20 protein-coding genes are annotated in these 19,637 nt (G+C 47.8%); 1 reads left to right on the top strand and 19 read right to left on the bottom strand.

Annotation, left to right across the window (positions count from 1 at the left end; genetic code table 11):
- Positions 1 to 196 precede the first annotated feature (196 nt).
- Complete coding sequence (locus C170_RS02420; protein WP_036606096.1) at positions 197 to 748, bottom strand: hypothetical protein; 552 nt, start codon at positions 746 to 748, stop codon at positions 197 to 199.
- A gap of 86 nt (positions 749 to 834) precedes the next feature.
- Here C170_RS02420 and C170_RS02425 point away from each other — a divergent pair, with 86 nt between their 5' ends.
- Positions 835 to 1,425, top strand: a complete 591-nt coding sequence (locus tag C170_RS02425) for a TetR/AcrR family transcriptional regulator (protein WP_036606137.1) — start codon at positions 835 to 837, stop codon at positions 1,423 to 1,425.
- Positions 1,426 to 1,510: 85 nt separating this feature from the next.
- Here C170_RS02425 and C170_RS02430 read toward each other — a convergent pair whose 3' ends face one another.
- The 18 genes from C170_RS02430 to nadA form a co-directional block, all read right to left on the bottom strand.
- Positions 1,511 to 2,848, bottom strand: a complete 1,338-nt coding sequence (locus tag C170_RS02430; protein WP_036606097.1) for a TrkH family potassium uptake protein — start codon at positions 2,846 to 2,848, stop codon at positions 1,511 to 1,513.
- Between the two features lie 204 nt (positions 2,849 to 3,052).
- Positions 3,053 to 4,564 (bottom strand): lysine--tRNA ligase, encoded by a 1,512-nt coding sequence (gene lysS, locus C170_RS02435; RefSeq protein ID WP_036606098.1) that lies wholly within the window; start codon positions 4,562 to 4,564, stop codon positions 3,053 to 3,055.
- A 116-nt stretch (positions 4,565 to 4,680) separates the two neighbouring features.
- On the bottom strand, positions 4,681 to 5,160 hold the full coding sequence (gene greA, locus C170_RS02440; RefSeq protein ID WP_036606099.1) for a transcription elongation factor GreA: 480 nt from the start codon (positions 5,158 to 5,160) through the stop codon (positions 4,681 to 4,683).
- 251 nt (positions 5,161 to 5,411) lie between these two features.
- Positions 5,412 to 6,431 (bottom strand): tRNA dihydrouridine synthase DusB, encoded by a 1,020-nt coding sequence (gene dusB / locus C170_RS02445; RefSeq protein WP_036606100.1) that lies wholly within the window; start codon positions 6,429 to 6,431, stop codon positions 5,412 to 5,414.
- Between the two features lie 96 nt (positions 6,432 to 6,527).
- Positions 6,528 to 6,722 carry a helix-turn-helix domain-containing protein gene (locus C170_RS02450; RefSeq protein ID WP_235200703.1) on the bottom strand — a complete coding sequence of 65 codons (195 nt, stop codon included), beginning with the start codon at positions 6,720 to 6,722 and terminating at the stop codon, positions 6,528 to 6,530.
- Entirely contained in the window at positions 6,683 to 7,231 is a 549-nt protein-coding gene (gene folK / locus C170_RS02455) for a 2-amino-4-hydroxy-6-hydroxymethyldihydropteridine diphosphokinase (protein WP_036606102.1), read from the bottom strand. Before folK ends, C170_RS02450 begins: the two co-directional genes overlap by 40 nt.
- 9 nt (positions 7,232 to 7,240) lie before the next feature.
- The gene (gene folB, locus C170_RS02460) at positions 7,241 to 7,603 is read right to left on the bottom strand and encodes a dihydroneopterin aldolase (RefSeq protein ID WP_036606103.1); all 363 of its coding nucleotides are present in this window, start codon (positions 7,601 to 7,603) and stop codon (positions 7,241 to 7,243) included.
- A gap of 117 nt (positions 7,604 to 7,720) precedes the next feature.
- Positions 7,721 to 8,584: a dihydropteroate synthase gene (gene folP / locus C170_RS02465; protein WP_036606104.1), complete on the bottom strand. Its 864-nt coding sequence runs from the start codon at positions 8,582 to 8,584 to the stop codon at positions 7,721 to 7,723.
- A complete protein-coding gene (locus C170_RS02470) occupies positions 8,581 to 9,465 on the bottom strand; it encodes an aminotransferase class IV (RefSeq protein WP_036606105.1) in 885 nt (294 codons plus the stop codon). Before C170_RS02470 ends, folP begins: the two co-directional genes overlap by 4 nt.
- A 1-nt stretch (position 9,466) precedes the next feature.
- The gene (gene pabA, locus C170_RS02475) at positions 9,467 to 10,042 is read right to left on the bottom strand and encodes an aminodeoxychorismate/anthranilate synthase component II (RefSeq protein WP_036606106.1); all 576 of its coding nucleotides are present in this window, start codon (positions 10,040 to 10,042) and stop codon (positions 9,467 to 9,469) included.
- Positions 10,043 to 10,102: 60 nt separating this feature from the next.
- Positions 10,103 to 11,716, bottom strand: a complete 1,614-nt coding sequence (locus C170_RS02480) for an anthranilate synthase component I family protein (protein ID WP_036606107.1) — start codon at positions 11,714 to 11,716, stop codon at positions 10,103 to 10,105.
- A 140-nt stretch (positions 11,717 to 11,856) separates the two neighbouring features.
- Entirely contained in the window at positions 11,857 to 12,795 is a 939-nt protein-coding gene (gene cysK / locus C170_RS02485; RefSeq protein WP_036606108.1) for a cysteine synthase A, read from the bottom strand.
- A gap of 338 nt (positions 12,796 to 13,133) precedes the next feature.
- A complete protein-coding gene (locus C170_RS02490; protein WP_036606109.1) occupies positions 13,134 to 14,084 on the bottom strand; it encodes a peptidyl-prolyl cis-trans isomerase in 951 nt (316 codons plus the stop codon).
- Between the two features lie 23 nt (positions 14,085 to 14,107).
- Positions 14,108 to 14,998 carry an Hsp33 family molecular chaperone HslO gene (gene hslO, locus C170_RS02495; protein ID WP_036606110.1) on the bottom strand — a complete coding sequence of 297 codons (891 nt, stop codon included), beginning with the start codon at positions 14,996 to 14,998 and terminating at the stop codon, positions 14,108 to 14,110.
- Between the two features lie 103 nt (positions 14,999 to 15,101).
- Positions 15,102 to 15,872, bottom strand: coding sequence for a type III pantothenate kinase (locus tag C170_RS02500; protein ID WP_036606111.1), 771 nt, complete (start codon positions 15,870 to 15,872; stop codon positions 15,102 to 15,104).
- A gap of 6 nt (positions 15,873 to 15,878) precedes the next feature.
- Positions 15,879 to 16,745: a carboxylating nicotinate-nucleotide diphosphorylase gene (gene nadC / locus C170_RS02505; RefSeq protein WP_036606112.1), complete on the bottom strand. Its 867-nt coding sequence runs from the start codon at positions 16,743 to 16,745 to the stop codon at positions 15,879 to 15,881.
- The gene (gene nadB / locus C170_RS02510) at positions 16,742 to 18,382 is read right to left on the bottom strand and encodes an L-aspartate oxidase (RefSeq protein ID WP_036606113.1); all 1,641 of its coding nucleotides are present in this window, start codon (positions 18,380 to 18,382) and stop codon (positions 16,742 to 16,744) included. Before nadB ends, nadC begins: the two co-directional genes overlap by 4 nt.
- Positions 18,383 to 18,417: 35 nt before the next feature.
- The gene (gene nadA, locus C170_RS02515; RefSeq protein WP_036606114.1) at positions 18,418 to 19,356 is read right to left on the bottom strand and encodes a quinolinate synthase NadA; all 939 of its coding nucleotides are present in this window, start codon (positions 19,354 to 19,356) and stop codon (positions 18,418 to 18,420) included.
- Between the last annotated feature and the right edge of the window lie 281 nt (positions 19,357 to 19,637).

The raw sequence follows: 19,637 nt of genomic DNA on the forward strand, positions 1-19,637 counted from the left end.
TCTTTCGAAGCTTATTTCATTTGCTTGCCGCACCGTGTAAACCGTGTTTTCTTGGCCGGAATTAGAATATACCATGTACAGATATTGAATGCAAGTCTTTTTTTAAAACTATATTAACAATCGGTTTGACCTAATACGGACGTACATATGGGTATTCTCCCAACTTAGCAAGTTCATACGCACGTCCATTTTTACTTTAACGTTTAACATTCCTAGCAGGAACCTTTCTTGGCCATAAACTGTAACTAAAACTTATCAGAAAATCGATACCGAGTATCATTCCCCACACTCTGATCAGATTATTGAAGACAGCTGTACGTTCAGCATCTCCAATCCACCATATCATGGCCAATAAAAAAGCACTTCCTATAGCCCAAGCCAATAGATGTCTAAACCATCCACTACGCTCACGACTCGCATGTTCTCTACCATATAACTTGTTACTACGAGGGTTTTCTCCACCTTTGAACCAATATAGGAAATATCGATCCGCCCAAGCGATCATCTGGTGACCATAGGCAATGCTTACTCCTATATACACCGCAGCTATACCATGAATCATACTTGCTGTAGCTCCTCGCTGTAGATCCATAACTGTAGCTACCAGCAATAACAGATCGATAACCGGCGTCGCCATTAACAAACCGATGCCTATTCGCTTCATGCCAAGGAGATACCTGACACTCAGACCTGCGAACACAAACACCCAAAAGGCAATCTCACAACCTATAATGAAATAACCAATCATTTCAGCCTCTCCTTTTTTGATACAAATGTATTAAATTTAATTTAGCACGTGTGTACTATAATAATCAACAGTGATATAATATGCCTATGCCTAAACTTGTTGATCACGATAAACAGCGCGTGCTCGTGGCCGAGGCAGCTTGGCGTATTATACGAAGAGATGGCATGGAACAGGCCTCTGTTCGGAATATTGCTGAAGAAGCTGGAGTTTCGGTCGGTTCGATGCGTCACTACTTTTCTACTCAATCGGAACTACTACGATATGCCATGAATTTGGTATCTGAACGGGTGTCTCATCGAGTCCAAAAAATGTCCTTTACCGGCTCTCCCATGGACAATATGAAGTGCCTATTGCTCGAATTCTTACCAAACACGGAAGAAAAACTGGCCGAAATGGAGGTGTGGTACGCTTTTACAGCCAGAGCGAATACCGATCCTAGACTCAAAGAACTTGCTAATACCGTATATGATGAACTCAGACAAGCTGTAGGCTCTGTTATCACCTACCTGATAAAGTTCGACCTCTCCAGACCCGATCTGGACAAAGAACTGGAGATCGAGAGATTGTATGCACTGGTAGATGGCTTAGGCATACATACCGTGCTTAGACCGGATCAGTTGAATGCCAAGCTCATGGACGATGTTCTCACTTTGCATCTTGCTTCCTTGTGCCGTTAAACCAAAAAAACCGCAGCACATTCGTTGTGACTAAGGCCCGTTACGATAACAGGAGTTAGTTCTGAATGTCTGACGGTTTTTCTTTTTATCCGATAATGATCCGGCCCTCCGGATGACGATACAGTTTCTTCTCTTTGCGCGGACGAAGGGCATACGCGATGGTTAATGGCCCGATCCGACCTACAAACATGGTAAAGGTAATGATGATTTTTCCCCAATTGGTCAACTCATCAGTCACTCCCACAGAAAGACCCACGGTACCGATTGCGGATGCAGCTTCAAACATCAGTGAAAGGAATGGCGCATCCTCTGTCGTAAGCAGAAGCATCACCACGATCATGAATATGATCAGAGAAACCATAATAATGGTCAACGCCCTCATCAGCAGTTCTTTCGGAACACGCTGGCGGAAAAACACAATATCCTTATTTCCCCGAATCATGGCATACACCGCACCAATCATGATCAGGAATGTAGTCGTCTTGATTCCGCCCCCGGTCGATCCTGGGGAAGCCCCGATAAACATCAGCAGAATGAAGAAGAATTGGGTAGCCTGCCTCATCTCCGTGATATCGATTGTGCTCGTTCCCGACGAACGTGTAGAGACAGACTGGAAGAAGGACGCATAGATCTTCTCGCTCCATGTGAGTGAAGCCAGTGTATGTCCATTGGTGAATTCGAAAACAAACAACACAATCGCTCCTATACCGATCAGCGCTCCGGATACAGACAGCACCAGTTTGGACTGAAGAGACAAACGGCGGCGTTTGCGATACTCGAACAGATCATTCAATACAACAAAACCCAGTCCACCAGAGACAACGAGCACAGAAGCGGTCACATTGAATATCCAATCTCCAGTGTAGTATTGGAAGCTGTTACCAAACAGATCAAATCCGCCATTATTAAACAATGAAACAGAGTGGAATATTCCATAGTATACGGCCTGACCCAATGGCATCTCCGTTGCCCAGCGCAGCGCTAGTATGACAGCCGCCACCCCTTCAATGGTAAAGGAGAAAATCAACACCTTGCGGATAATGCGTACTATTCCTTCCATACTGTCTGCATTAATGGCTTCTTTGAGTAATAACCTGTCCTTGAGTGAGATTCGCTTGCCCAATACAAGTGCAAAGAGAGTAGCCATGGTCATGAATCCGAGTCCACCAAGCTGCATTAATACCATAATGACGATCTGACCAAACAAATTAAACGTCGTCCCTACATCCACAACGACAAGTCCAGTTACACATGCGGCAGAGGTTGATGTAAAGAGCGCGTCAATAAAAGCCAAATGCATACCGCTTTGGTTGGAGATTGGCAACATGAGAAGCACCGTTCCAATCGCAATGATAAGCAGAAAACCACCGACCAGAATTAACGGAGGAGATAAGAATTTGGCAAAGTGAAGCCTGAACTTCATGAAGGGCACCTCTTTTAACAAAAATACGAACAGGTTAATCTAACAATTTCAAGACGCGGTGTTACCCTAATGGTGTGCTGCGAACAAGGGCCTTCTGACAAACTTTATTTTTAGCGTCTATGTAAACCTAAAGAGGAACTTGCCCCAGCATGATACTGAACGGCAGGTTCCTCTTCTATTATGAACGTATCCTACGTTCCTTATTTAATCTTGCGTACGAGGACGCATGTGCGGGAAGAGCAGTACGTCACGAATCGACGGGGAGTTGGTAAGCAGCATGATCAGACGATCAACCCCGATTCCCAATCCCCCTGTTGGTGGCATACCATATTCGAGCGCACGGATGAAGTCGTCATCCATCTCATGAGCTTCGTCGTTCCCATGTTCTTTCTCCAGCATCTGTGCTTCAAAGCGCTGACGCTGATCGATTGGATCATTCAGCTCTGTGAAGGCATTGGCATGCTCGCGTCCAACGATGAACAATTCGAAGCGATCCGTGAAACGCGGATCTACATCATTTTTCTTCGCTAGTGGTGAGATTTCAAGAGGATGTCCCATAATGAATGTCGGTTGAATCAACGTCTCTTCTACAAATTCTTCAAAGAACGCGTTCAGAATATGACCAAATGTCATATGTTTTTCAACCGGAACCTTATGTTCCTTCGCCAAGTTGTGTGCTTCCTCATCCGTCATGTGTACGGAGAAGTCTACGCCTACAACTTCCTTAACTGCATCCACCATCGTAACACGGCGCCACTGTGGCGTAAGATCTACTTCATAATCTCCATACTGGATCACTTGCGTACCCAGTACTTCCTGTGCAATATGAGCAACCAGGTTCTCCGTCAATTGCATAATATCCTTGTAGTCGGCATATGCCTCATACAATTCAATCATGGTGAACTCCGGATTGTGACGTGTGGACATACCTTCATTCCGATATACACGGCCAATCTCATATACCTTCTCCAGTCCGCCAACAATCAGACGTTTCAGGTGAAGTTCAATCGCAATCCGCATGTACAGTTCCATATCCAGCGCATTGTGATGTGTGATGAACGGACGTGCTGCCGCTCCTCCTGCGATGGTATGCAACGTAGGTGTTTCCACTTCCAGATATCCAAGGGAATCCAGGTAACGACGCATCGATTGAATGATTTTGGAACGTGCGATAAAGGTCTGTTGTACGTCCGGGCTCATAATCAGGTCAACATAACGCTGGCGGTAACGCAGCTCTACGTCAGTGAGACCATGGAATTTATCCGGAAGCGGATAGAGCGATTTGGACAGCACTTCAATATCTTTCACTTTGACAGAAGTTTCACCTGTTTTGGTCTTAAAGATCACACCCGTTACCCCTACGATATCGCCAAGGTCCAGCAGGCTAAATGCCGCATACTTGTCTTCAGGCACGCTATCCTGACGAACATAGATCTGGATTCTGCCGCTCAGGTCCTGAATATGTGCGAAGCTTGCTTTACCCATTCCCCGCTTCGCCATAATCCGTCCGGCAATACTGACTTCGATGTGCTTCTCTTCCAGCTCTTCCTTGGTCAGTTCTTCATACTTCTTCAGAATGGAGCCGGCTTCTTCGGTACGTACGTATTTTTGGCCAAAAGGGTCGATTCCCAATTTGCGGAGCTCGTCCAATTTGTCACGGCGAATTTGTAAAAGCTCGCTAAGTTCGGTTTCCTGATTCAAGACTTCATCCGTCATGATCTGTATTCATCTCCTTATTTACATTGCAGGCATCGCGAGAGGACGTTTTTCCTCTAATGTTGAAAAAGCTTCCCTAAGGAAGCTTTTGTTTACCGCGCCCAACTGCTTCGTTGCTATAGCTTTTTAATGTCCATAATTTTATATTGAATTACGCCAGCAGGCACACTTACATCAACAACTGTACCTTTTTTCTTGCCGAGAATTGCTTTACCTACAGGGCTCTCGTTCGATATCTTGTTCTGAAGCGGGTCTGCCTCCGCAGTACCTACAATCGTATATTCCGTGATGTCGCCAAACTCCAGATCTTCTACAGTGACGGTTGCACCCACGCTTACGGCATCGGTATCGATCTCGTCGCTGTTAATAATCCGCGCGTTACGAAGCAATTTCTCCAACGTGATTACACGTCCTTCAATGAAAGCTTGCTCATTCTTCGCGTCTTCGTATTCAGAGTTTTCACTGATATCTCCATACCCGATGGCTACCTTAATCCGTTCAGCCACTTCGCGGCGCTTCACTGATTTCAATGTTTCCAATTCTTCTTCCAGCTTCTTGAGTCCTTCTGGTGTAAGGATAACTTCCTTGTCGCTCATCTCAACCGATTCTCCTGTCATGGGAATAAATTTGATTGTACGGCAACGGAATCAGTGCTTGTTACAGAGCTCCGCTCGCATACATCTTCAAAACTATATGAAGTTCTCCAGAGGAATAGAATATTCCTCCTGATGCTATATCCTTATTAACGCACATGGCGAATTTATACTGAGAAATTATAGGGGAACGATCTCGAAAAGTCAATGTTACGCCCCCTATAGGTGTAAACGTTTTACAGATGCGTTTATAATTAAGATGCATTTCCGGCGATTACCGGTTCTGACTCCAAATTACCTTCGCTTTTTAGCTGACTCACAAAGTTCTCCAGAATCTGTACCATCTCGTCCCGCTTGGTTCCTTCCATAATAACGTCTTTGATGCGGGCAGATCCTTTCAAACCTTTCAAATACCAAGCCAGATGTTTGCGCATCTCGCGTACAGCAACTGTCTCATTCTTCAATGCGATCAGGCGATCCATATGCAGGATGGCAACACGGATCTTCTCTTCGCCATTCGGGTCAGGAAGCAATTCCCCCGTGCTTAAGTATTGAATGGTACGATACAGCATCCATGGATTACCCAGGGCAGCACGACCGATCATAACTCCGTCACACCCCGTTTCATCCAGCATACGGCGTGCATCCTCTGGTGTATGGACATCACCATTGCCGATCACTGGGATAGAGACAGCTTCTTTTACATCTTTGATGTGTGACCAGTCAGCTGTACCTGTATAGAGTTGCTCACGCGTACGGCCGTGTACACTTACCGCCTGTCCACCAGCTCGTTCAACCGCGAGTGCATTCTCCACCGCGAAGATATGCTCGTTATCCCAGCCGATACGCATCTTGACGGTCACCGGCTTCTCCACCGCGTCCACGACAGCGGATACCATCTCATAGATTTTGTTCGGATCAAGCAACCAACGTGCACCTGCATCACATTTCGTTACCTTTGGCACAGGGCATCCCATGTTAATATCGATGATGTCTGCATTGGTTTCTTTGTCCACGATTTTGGCTGCTTCTACAAGGGAATCACGATCTCCCCCAAAAATCTGAAGGCTCAGCGGTTTCTCACGCTCATCTACAAACAACATCTCACGCGTACGCTGGTTGCCATGGACAATGGCTTTGCCACTCACCATCTCCGCGCATACGAGGCCTGTTCCGAATTCTTTTGCGATCAAACGAAAAGCCGGATTACATACGCCAGCCATCGGCGCAAGTACGACCTGGTTTTTCATTTCAATGCCACCAATGTTAAGCACGGTAGTCGTTCCACTCCTTTTTTAATTCTGTATATATCACGATATAAAATTCGATCAGTGTCTTGGTTGTTGTAACATGACGAAACCGAAACGGTCCTAGTTGCCCCGCAACTCCGCGATACTGATTGCCAGCACACCAGCAATTCGATCGAGCTCTTGCTGTGATACCTTACGGTTTCCCCGTTCAATGGTTCCCAGAATGGCCAGCGAGATGCCGGTCTCGGCCGCAAGTTCATGTTGTGTTAAACCTTTCAGCTTCCGGAATGCCCGGATTCGGTTGGCCAATTGCATGTTTTCCAAAGCTGTATTCCATCCTTTCCATCCAGTACAGACAACGATGAGTGTACAAAGGTATACAAACCTGAAATCTCGCCCTCCGGTACGATATCCGACAGTGGGACCAGCACAAAAGCCCGTTCTCCCATACGAGGATGAGGCAATTGAAGCAATTCGGTATCTCGCGTCTCACCTTGCATCCAGAGCAGATCCAGATCAACGGTGCGCGGTCCCCAGCGAATATCACGAACACGGCCAAGCCGATTCTCGATATCCAATAATTCCGTGAGCAACTGCTCAGGTGTCAGCATCGCCTGTACGGCGACTGCCATATTCAGAAATGCAGGCTGATCTACATATCCTACAGGCTCCGTCTCATATAGTGCAGAACAACGCAGAACGGATATATGAGGGTGTTCATCCAGCAAAGACAATGCTTCAAACAGCGTCTGTTCCCGGTCACCCAAATTGGCCCCTAAAGCAATATAAGCCTCTGAAGATTCAGAGGTCGAATGTGCAATCATGATCGGTTCTCACTTTCTTGTGCGGCGAAGCTCTACCGTTACGCCCTCAAAATGAATATCGAATGGCGGATGTGGCTTCGTCACCTTGACTGTCAATGCATTGATAATAGTATAAGTGTCTAGTAAAGAAGATGCAATATGTTCGCCCAAAGCTTCAATTAACTGGAATGACTTATTCTCTACAATTTGTTTCACCAGCTCATGGATCTCCGCATAATTAATCGTTTTGGTCAGATCATCGTTACGTCCGGCCTCACCCAGGTCCATATCAATCTCCAGATCAATATAGTACCGCTGCCCAAGCTTCCGTTCTTCTGCAAAAACACCATGATATCCGTAATACTCCATACGATGCAATACCATTCTATCCATACGATCCGCCTACCCTCTATATATATTGAAATTTTAATCTATTTGAAGTTATCCCTTAGCTTCGCCTTTGAAAAACGCTGCGCTTCCACTGGACGGGTCACCAGGGACCCGCCAGCATTATTTCCTCCGTATACCCGGAGAAGCATACAACATGGCATCACACATGTCTGCCGTCCGCCGAATCGGCTTCACATCATGAACCCGAACCATCTGGCAGCCTTGGGCAATGCCAAATGCAACGGTCGCAGCCGTTCCTTCCAACGCATCATCCGCCCCGACATCCAGAGTGTTCTGGATGAATCTTTTGCGTGAGGTGGCTAGCAGAACGGGATATCCCATTTCATTGAGCAAACCGAGCGATGACATGAGCTTCAGATTTTCTCCGAGATCCTTCACAAAACCAATGCCCGGGTCCAGGATAATTTGGTCTGCTTTCACGCCGGCTGTTAATGCAATCTGTATGCTCTCCTGCAAATCGCTGACGACATCACTCAGATAATCGGTGTAATTCCGATCCTGCCGATTATGCATCAGAACGATGGGACACCCCAATTCGGCTGCCATGCGGGCCATATCTGGATCTGCCTTGGCACCCCACACATCATTAATAATATGGGCACCGGCCAGAATAGCCTGACGTGCAACCTCGGCTTTATACGTGTCTACCGATATCGGAATGTGCGGGGCTTGCTGATGCAATGCTTCAATAACCGGAATAATCCGGCTGAGCTCTTCATCGGCGCCCACGACATCTGAACCTGGTCGGGTGGACTCCCCGCCGATATCAATCAGGTCCGCCCCGTCCTCCATCATCTGTTTGGCATGAGCAACCGCCCGCTCCACGTTGGTATAACGTCCACCATCCGAGAATGAGTCAGGCGTGACGTTAAGAATGCCCATAATCTGTGTTCTTGTACCCAGCTTCAATTCAGCTGGCCCCCATGCATAGTTCCGTTCATAGATGACAGGTGTAAGTGTCATGAAGTATACCCCGCTTTCTGCCGGTACATACCCAGAAGGACTGCTGTAACCGGGCCTATATGTCCGTTGCTAAATATCGTTTCAGCTCCGTCCTGATCCCGCAGAGTTGTCACCGGAACCAGTTCGGCCACCGAGCCGGTTAGAAATATTTCATCTGCTTGCAGGAGATCCTCCCAAGAGGCTAGCGTTTCTATGCAGGGGATTCCTTGCTGCGAGGCAATCTCCATTACCACAGCTCTCGTGATACCCGGCAGAATGCCGGTTGAGAGTGCTGGCGTGTAGAGAACATTTTCCCGTACCCAAAACACATTGCTGACGATCCCTTCCGCTATATGACCATCCCGGGTTAATTGTAGCCCTTCTGCACCCTGCACATGCTGCCCGTATCCATTAAGCTCCCGTTTCGCCAGAATACTGTTCATGTAATGTAGCGACTTGAACCGAACTTCTCCTTCGGGCGTGTTGCGAGGTGTAGACAACCGTTGAATCATTTTTCCACTCTCATATAAAGAAGGAGAAGGTTCAGGTAATGCTTTTGCCAGTAAAATATGATTTGGCTTTGAATAATCACCAGAAGGCAAGCCTAGCGGTGCTTCACCGGCTGATACCGTATAACGTACATACGCATCCCGAAGTCCGTTCGCATCCATCAAACGTTGAATCCAATCAGTCACCTCTGCTGCGGTCGTTGTAAAAGGAATGCCAAGTTCCTTACACCCCGAGGCCATGCGCTCCAGATGCCGTTCCAAAAGATATGGGACACCTCGATACGTCCGGAACGTCTCAAACAGTCCAAGTCCGTACAAAAAGCCGTGATCCGTTACAGGAACCACGGCCGCCGCCATATTGACCAGCTCTCCGTTTATCGCGGCATATTGCATGTTAAACCTTCACTTGTTGGGACAAAAAGTTACGAAGCATCTGATGACCATGGTCTGTAATAATGGATTCCGGGTGGAATTGAACCCCTTCAATCGCATATTCTTTGTGACGCAGACCCATAATTTCACCTTCAGCTGTCTCCGCTGTAATCTCCAGGCAGTCAGGCAAGCTGCTGCGCTCCACAATCAGGGAGTGGTAACGGGTAGCTGTGAATGGAGATGGCAATCCGGCAAATACCGATGTTCCATTGTGGTGCATCTCGGATGTTTTGCCGTGCATCATGCGCTCCGCACGAATGACATTGCCACCAAACGCTTGTCCAATGGACTGATGCCCCAAGCACACACCAAAGATCGGAATGCTTCCCTTGAAATGATCGATGACTGCCAGACTAATGCCCGCTTCATTCGGTGTACACGGGCCCGGAGAGATCAGAATATGATCAGGTGCCAGTGCCTCTATGCCTGCCAGATCAATCTCGTCGTTGCGGCGAACTTCCACCGTCTCGCCCAGTTCACCCAGATATTGAACCAGGTTATACGTGAAAGAATCGTAATTATCGATAACCAGTATCATATGCCTGCTCCTCCTCATCATCCGTCAACACAAGTGACGGTTGCTTCGTTTTATTTTAATTTAATTTAGTTTAACAGCTTCTGTTCGCTCCGCTTGTTCTTGTTCAATAGCTCTGCTTGCTTCCGCCTCTTCGCTGTAATTCACAGCTCTCATCATGGCTCTTGCCTTGTTGCGGCATTCCTTGTATTCCCGATATGGATCGGAATCAATAACAATCCCTGCCCCGGCCTGTACATAACCAATATCGTCCTTAATGGCAAGTGTACGAATGACGATGTTCAATTCCATATTTCCACTGTAATCCATCCACCCGATGGAACCCGTATAAGGCCCACGCCGCACAGGCTCAAGTTCCTCGATAATCTCCATGGTGCGGACTTTCGGCGCCCCGGTAATCGTTCCACCCGGGAATGTCGCAGCGATCACATCAAATACGGATAACCCTTCTGCCAGCCTGCCTTCCACCTGGGAAACGAGGTGCATGACATGGGAATACTTCTCGATGGTCATCAATTCAGGCACATGAACCGAACCATAGGCCGCAATCCGTCCGATATCATTACGTTCCAGATCAACGAGCATAATATGCTCCGCCCGTTCCTTCTCACTGCTGAGCAGTTCATCCGCCATAGCTTTATCCTCTGCTTCATCGCGGCCCCTTCTGCGGGTCCCTGCAATGGGACGTGCACTGACTTTGCCATTCTCCACTTTGACCAGAAGTTCAGGAGAACCGCTTACCAGTTGAAAGTCTGGACTACGCAGCATACCCATATACGGTGATGGATTCACAAGGCGCAGCCATTCATAAATATGCTCAGCGCTCGAATGAAGCCGCTTCTCCTGTCTCAAGGACAGGTTCACCTGGAACACATCGCCCTGCCTGATATATTCCTGTACCGTACGCACAGCTTGTTCAAAGTCCTTCTGGGGAAAGGAGGTTTCCCATCCTTCCGATTCCCTTTCCGCCTCTTCAGGCTGCGGGGTACGATTGACCTGTTTGTTGCGGCGTTCCAGTACCTGCTGTTGTTCCTCGGCCTGTGCAGCCCCCATAATATGAAGCCAACGTTTCTGCATCGCTGTCGCTCGTGTTTCTGCCGCTGAATATAGGCTACGGATATCCGTTTCGTTCCGGTTAGGCTCTATAGCCAGATGAACCATGCAGAAAAGCGCCTGCTGCTCATGGTCATACGCCCATATTTCTTCAAAGCGCATCCACCAATAATCCGGCAGAGCCGGGTTATCTTCAGCCAAAGCTGGAAGCTTCTCCAATGATCTTGCTACATCGTAGCTGAGATAACCTGCGTATCCACCCCCAAAGTCTGGAGCCCCATTAACCTTGGGTGCGCTATACGGGGCAGTCCATCTCTTCAATACATCAAGTGGCTTGCCGCTGTCCGTCAAAGTGGTTCCTTGCGTCACATCATGAATAACCGCTTCTTGACCTTTACCTGAAATTACGGATACGGGGTCTAACCCCAGAAATGTATATCTCCCGCCTTTGCCATTCTCCAGCACAATTGCGTAGGGTGACGCCTGCTCCCAGGCTGCCTCCCACGATAACGGTAAACCGCCATGATACGGCCCCTCATCCGACTTCGTGATATAGGGCATCATGGTCCAGCCTTGTTCAGCCCACTCCATCCAGTCGGCGTATGTTGTCATCAGGTGTGTCATTGCGGTGTGCCGCCCTCCATCTGTCGCTAGTTCTATTGTCTGATAGTATACTAAAGCGCCGCTCCTTTTAAAAGCATTACGCCAAAAATCCTCCATACCCGTCATACGGGCAAGGAGGATTGGTTTTGTCATTTGTAGACTTAGCCTTCGAAGTTGTAAAGAGGTGTGCTGAGGTAACGTTCGCCGTTACTTGGCACGATTACGACAACGCGCTTGCCTTCACCCAATTGTTTCGCAACCTGAAGACCTGCACGGATCGCCGCACCGGAAGAAATACCGGACAGGATGCCCTCTTCCTTCGCTACCTGACGAGCCGTCTCGAATGCATCATCATTCTCAATGTGAATGATCTCATCATAGATTTCCTGATCCAGAATCTCAGGGATAAAGTTGGCACCAATCCCCTGGATCTTATGTGGTCCTGGTTTGCCGCCCGCCAGAATTGGCGAAGCTGCTGGCTCAACTGCAACAATTTTAATACCAGAGAAAGCTTCTTTCAGCACTTCCCCTACACCTGTAATTGTTCCACCTGTACCGATTCCTGCAACGAAAGCATCCAACGTACCGCCTACAGATTGAATTGCTTCAACAATCTCAGGGCCAGTCGTTTCACGGTGGATCTTCACGTTGGCTTTATTTTTAAATTGCTCAGCCATGAAATAGGAAGGGTTTTCTTTCAGCAGTTCTTCGGCTTTTTTAACAGCACCATTCATGCCTTCAGCTCCAGGTGTAAGCACAAGCTCAGCACCATACGCACGAAGCAAGTTGCGACGCTCCAAGCTCATCGTCTCAGGCATTACAATAACGGACTTGTAGCCTTTGGCTGCAGCCACCATCGCGAGTCCAATTCCCGTGTTACCACTTGTTGCTTCAATAATGGTATCACCTGGTTTTAGCTTGCCTTCTTTTTCCGCTTCTTCCACAATGCTAATTGCGATACGGTCTTTCACGCTTGAACCTGGATTCTGGTACTCCAGCTTCACGAATACTTCAGCACTGCCTTCAGGTACGATACGGTTCAGACGAACAAGCGGAGTACCTCCGATGAGTTCTGTTACGTTATTAACTACTTTAGCCATATGAATGCCCTCCTTAGTGGATGAATAAAACTTGAGTCCTGTTAACCTATACTGTGCGGCCGGTAGCCTCTAGCTGTTATAGAAGAACTGCGGAAATCCTGTTGATCCTATCCCTTACTGCCAAGATTTCTAGCAGGGCGGAGGTTTCCGAAAGTTTCTTTGTTCATAAATAAATCTTTTATATCCGAGTAAACGAGTAGGTATTTATTATTTTCATCTTATCAACGTTAACCCTCATTGTCAATATGAGTACTCAAAAAAAACACTCTGCCTTTGGCCCTAAGACCGCAGACAGAGTATTTTTATCAAGATGCAGCAGTACTGTACAATCTTTGAATTCAGGAGGCAGGAATCTCGGACAGGATTACGGCTTCATACTTGTTACGCAGCATTTGCTCTACCTGCGGCAACGGATCAGCCTGACTCAGAGCCAGTTCCATTCGAATCTCCTCACGGACTTCTTCGGCCGATTGCACCTGGCGTTCTTCTTTATCATTAAGTCTGATAATAACATAGCCTTCTTCCACTCGAACCGGTCCGGCAATATCGCCTACATCCAGCCCGGCAGCAAGTTGAAGGATTTCTTCTGACTGGAATGGATCATTCCGCTCAATCCATCCCAGCCTCCCACCAGCATCACGAGAGAAGCTGTCTGTCGATTGCTTGCGAGCAGCTTCTTCAAAGTCCTCCCCCTTCTCCAACGCATCCAGTAAGGAATCGGCTTCATCTTCTTCCTTCACTACGATGATGGACAAGTCATATTTCTCGGGGGAAACGTAATCCTCACGGTGTTCAGTCCAGTAATGCTCAATATCTGCATCCTTGATCTGTATGCCGATCGTTGCGATTTTCTCAAGCAGCAGTCTGTAGCCGGCTTCCAACTCAAGTTCCTGTTTCGACAGGCCCAATTGAGACTTCATTTCGTCAAAATACGATTTCTCTGAATCGTACCCATCCATCGCGGCGGCAAGTTCTCTTGCAATCTCTTGGGGAGTGACGATCAGCTTGCGTTCAATTGCTTCGGCAAATACTGCTTTACGGTTTAACATCTGGAGTAATAACTCGCTGCCATAGCGTCTTTTCAGCGCATCGGTCCACTCTTTGTCCGTGATAACTTCTCCGTTGATCGTCGCTACGGTGCTTCCTTCTTCCGTATTAGCATCATGGGATGCATCTGCCTCGTCTTTGCCCTGTCTGAGACCATGCATAGCCATCACACTACCCATGACCAGCATACCTAGCGTCAAGACAATTACAGCCGTCCACAACCCTTTTTCCTGTCTTGTCATTCCGCATCCCGTCCCCGCATAGATCAGTTCTTGGCTTGCTCTAGGATGGTCTCAAGTTGTTCTTTGTTAAAGTCATAGGCTTCATTACAGAATTGGCAGACCACTTCAGCCTGGCCCTCTTCTTCAATTAATTGCTCCATCTCCGTTTGGCCCAGGCTGATTAGTGTCTTCTCTACCCGCTCACGTGAACACTCACAGCTAAAATGAATATCCAATCCTTCCATCACTTGTACATCTGGCAACAATCGGCGAAGCAACTCTTCCAATTCAAGTCCCTGTTCCAGCAACGTCGTCACTGGCGGCAACGTACTAATGGCGTTTTCGATCGCCGTGATCTCTGGATCTGTCAATCCCGGCAACAGCTGCATAATGAATCCACCTGAGACAATAACGGAATTATCCGTATCAACGAGCACACCAACGCCTACAGCAGAAGGGGTTTGCTCCGATTGCGCAAAGTAGTACGTGAAGTCTTCGCCCAGTTCTCCTGAAATAATAGGCACACTGCCACGATATGGTTCTTTCAGTCCCAAATCCTTCGTTATGTTGATGAAACCTTCCGTTCCAACTGCGCCTGCAACGTCCAGTTTTCCCACACTATTGCTTGGCAAATGTACATGCGGATTAGAAACATATCCTCGTACTTCGCCTTTCGCATTGGCATCAGCTACAATCTGTCCAATGGGCCCATCACCATTGACTTGTACCGTTAACTTCTCTTCACCTTTGAGCATTGCACCCATAATGGCTGCTGTTGTAACCGTACGCCCCATGGCAGCTGTAGCCGTGGGAAACGTATCGTGTCTTCTGCGTAGTTCCTCAACCAGTTCCGTAGTCTGGATAGCAAAGGCTCTTACCTTTCCATTCATTGCTGTACCACGAATTAACCGGTCATGCTTGTTGTTGTTTTCCAAGTCATTCAGCCTCCTTTGGCGTATCGCCATAATAGTCGTAACACAGAAAAAACGGCACAACACTTAAGCTGTAATCTCAGCCCGCTGTATGCCGTCACTATGCTCACCTTTCCCGGTTCCGCTCATATATAATACGCAGCCCTTCAAGCGTAAGCAGCGGATCAACTTCCTCTATACTACGGGTTTCTTCTGCGATAAGTGTAGCGAGACCACCCGTCGCGATAACTCGGGGCTTCGCTCCCATCTCCTCGCGAATACGTTCTACAATACCATCTACCTGCCCTGCATAGCCATATATAATACCCGCTTGCATGGCATGAATAGTATTACGGCCAATGACCTTTTTAGGTTTCTCCAGCTCTATACGAGGCAACTTGGATGCCCGCTCATAGAGCGCTTCAGTGGCGATCTGAATGCCAGGTACAATAGCTCCCCCCAGGTAGTGACCTTTCTCGTCAATACAGTCAAAGGTCGTTGCAGTACCGAAATCGACCACGACGAGAGGGCCACCATACTTCTCAACGGCTGCCACTGCATTAACAATACGATCTGCACCCACTTCACGAGGGTTCTCGTATCGCAGGTTCAAGCCAGTTTTGATACCAGGCCCAACGAGCAAAGCTTTTTTGCCTACATACTTCTCACACATCGCTTCGATTACATTCACCAGTGGCGGAACCACAGATGAGATGATGACACCTTCGATGTCACTTGCCCTGATGCCGGACATATGAAATAAATTATAAATCAATACGCCGTATTCATCCACTGTAGACTGACGTGATGTACTCAGACGAAAGTGGTGCAGCAATTCCCGGCCTTGATATACGCCGAGCACCATATTGCTGTTCCCCACGTCTACAACTAGAATCAAAGAGGTTCACCCCTCTTTCTTTTCATTTAAATCCAGACTAATATCCAGGCTCTCAAAGGAATAGGTTAACCTGCCAACCGAAATTACATCCACACCACTCTCTGCAATACCACGAATGGTCTGAAGAGACACGTTACCGGATGCTTCAACCTTCACATGAGGAGCCTGTTCACGAATAAGCTCAACTGCTTCACGCATCCGCTCTGGATGCATGTTATCCAGCATAATGATATCTGCCCCGGCTTGCAAGGCTTCTCTCACCTGCTCCAGATTTTCAGTCTCCACTTCAATCGTCATCGTATGTGGGATAACGGTTCGCGCACGCTGTACCGCCTCGGTGATTCCGCCTGCACCCTTGATGTGGTTATCCTTAATCATAACGGCATCGTACAGTCCAAATCGATGATTCGCTCCGCCACCCACGCGCACTGCGTATTTCTCAAGTAGTCGGTGGCCCGGCGTTGTCTTACGTGTATCCACGAGCCTGGTCTCAAGACCATCCAGCACATCCACGTAGGCACGCGTACGCGTAGCTATTCCGGACATACGTTGCAGCAAGTTAAGTGCCAGTCGTTCCCCCGTAAGCAGAGAATGTGTACTTCCCTCTACCTCGGCCAAAATCGTGCCATGGGTAACCTTGTCTCCGTCTGTTACCTTCGGTGAAAATACAAGATCAGGATCAACGACCTGAAATACAAGTTCAGCTACGGTCATGCCTGCAATAATACCATTGTCTTTGGCGTGTATAATGGCCTTGGATTGGTTGCCTGCCGGGATCGTCACACTTGTTGTAACGTCACCTGCACCAACATCTTCACGAAGCCAGTTTTTGATTGATTCGATAAGCCCTTCATTATATCCATTCAGTATCATGACATCAATTCCTCCACAATCGCTTGTTCTCGCTGCTGCAGACTATGCTTCTGCCACACGATATCATCACGCGCCGGGAAATCCTCACGATAGTGAGCCCCCCGACTCTCCTCGCGGTGTAATGCTCCGCTGGTAACTAACCAGGCACAGGTCAGAAGGTTGGCATACTCCAGCTCTTCCTTATGAGTGAGTGTCAGATCAAAAAATTGCAATTCCTGTTGTAGCTTGTCCATGGCCTTCTGCAGGTCCTCACCATTCCGGCGCAGGCCTACCTGACGAACCATCATTTTCTGTAATCGTAAGCGTCTTTCGGATACTGGCTTTTGCTCTTCCGTGATTTTGTTGATCTTGTTATTCATCTCCACAGATGAAGGCGCAGCCCCTCTTACTTGTACTAAACCAAGCGGAGGAAGAGATTGAATACGATCTACAATTCTCCGCCCAAATACAATCGCTTCTGACAAGGAGTTGCTTGCCAGGCGGTTAGCTCCATGCACTCCTGTAGAAGACACCTCACCACAAGCAAATAATCGGGAGATGCTGCTCTCTCCACTTAAATCCGTTTTCACTCCACCCATCATGTAATGGGCAGCAGGTGCAACGGGAATCCAGTCCGTTGTCATGTCTAATCCATAACGCATACAAGTCTCATATATGGTAGGGAACCGATGCTTGATCATCTCTGGCTGTTCATGCGTAATGTCCAAATACACAAAGGTACTGTTGGTGGACTCCATCTCACTAACAATCGCTCGTGCCACGATATCGCGAGGGGCCAGTTCAAGCTGGGCATGATAACGATCCATGAAGCGCTCGCCCTTCACATTGCGCAAATATGCCCCTTCGCCACGTACGGCTTCTGACACAAGGAAACGCGGGGCCCCCGGGTAACAAAGAGAGGTGGGGTGGAATTGGATAAATTCCATGTCACGAACAATAGCCCCAGCCCGATAGGCCATGGCTACACCATCGGCAGTAGCTACATCCGGATTCGTCGTGTATCGGTACAGTTGTCCTGCCCCACCAGAACAAAGAACGGTTGCCTGTGCCTTCACGAACACTTGTGATCCGTCATCCTTCTGAACTAGAGCGCCAATGCATTCCCCTCGATCTCGATCTGTAATCAGGTCAACAACAAAATGCTCATCCCATACTTCAATCCCGGGATGCTCATTCACTTCAACAGCAAGCGCACGTACAATCTCATATCCTGTTGCATCTCCGTTGGCATGCAAAATACGGCGGTGGCTATGCGCACCTTCCTGCGTCAACGCCAACTCGCCGTTCTCCAGATCAAATAAAGTACCCAAACGAATCAGTTCCTTCACTCCGTCCGGCCCCTCATTCACCAATACCTCTACCGCTTCGGAGCGGCATAAGCCCGCTCCTGCTACAAGTGTGTCCTGCAAGTGGTAAGCAGGTGAATCATCCTCAGCAATAACCGCAGCGATGCCTCCCTGCGCATATCTGGTGTTACTTTCAAGTAATGACTTCTTCGTGATCATTAATACACGTTGTTGTTCACTTGCCTTAATGGCAGTAAACAAACCAGCAATCCCTGAGCCTATAACCAGTACATCCGTCTCTACCATGGGTAGGGCAGACAGATCAAAATCAACTAAATATTGCGGTATCATGTTATTCACCTGTCTTGGAGCAAGAGTAGCGCATCCTACTTTACCAACAACATGCGCTCTAGCGATTCTCTGGCTTTGTCGGCAACGGCCGGTGGCACGTAGATTTGCGGCTTCATCGTTTCCAGGCATTTCACCAGTTTCTTCAAGTTGTTCACCTTCATGTTGGGACATACGAGGAACTTGGTAGCAAAGTGGAACTGTTTATCCGGACTATCCAGACGAAGCTGATATCCTGTACCATCTTCGGTACCTACGATAAATTCCTTCGCTGATGAATTTTTGCAATACTCCAGAATAGCTGTTGTGCTGCCTACAAAATCACCCATTTCTACAACCTCAGGGCGACACTCTGGATGGACAACAAACTCTGCATTTGGATGCTTGGCTCTCATCTCCACCACATCTTTGACTGTAAGCATATCGTGAGTGTTGCAGTAACCTTCCCAGATAATCATTTTCTTGTCTGTATGCTGCTGCACATAATGTCCCAGGTTTTTATCCGGTACCCAGATAATTTCGTCGGAATCCACCGATTGAATAACCCGGACTGCGTTCGCTGATGTACAACAGATGTCAGTCTCTGCTTTGATCTCAGCCGAGGAATTGATATACGTAACCACCTTGGCATTAGGATGTTGTGCTTTCAATTTGCGTAGTCCATCCACATTCACCATATCTGCCATTGGGCAGCCCGCACGTTCGTCCGGGATAATAACTGTTTTATTTGGCGCAAGAATTTTAGCGCTTTCACCCATAAAATGAACACCACAGAAAACGATCACATCCGCATCTGTTTGTGCTGCCTTCTGGGCTAACAGAAATGAATCTCCACGGAAGTCGGCAACCTCCTGTACTTCGTCACGTTGATAATAATGGGCAAGAATAATGGCATTACGTTCCTTTTTCAACACCATAAGCCGCTCACGCAGCTCGCGGTTCATCTCAGCCTTGCGCTCTAAAGCCAGAGCTTCCACCTGTGATCCTCTCCTTTATCGGGACAGCGTCATGCGCTGTTTCGTGGGCTAACCTAAGTCGTTATCTTCGCTTGAGAAACGAATCACAAGCGGTTTAACAACTAATTTACACAACGTTCACGACTCTGTCAATAAATGAAAAAGGCCCGGAACAGCGCTGTAACCACCTGTTTGCTAACTGGTTCTCCATCTAACTCCCGTTTATCTTTATCTATCCTCTTTTAAAATAATGGATAAAAAAAGAGAGCCCCGAGGGCTCTCTTGATTTCACCTGCTATTAT

Source organism: Paenibacillus sp. FSL H7-689, assembly GCF_000517905.1.
Lineage (GTDB): Bacteria > Bacillota > Bacilli > Paenibacillales > Paenibacillaceae > Paenibacillus > Paenibacillus amylolyticus.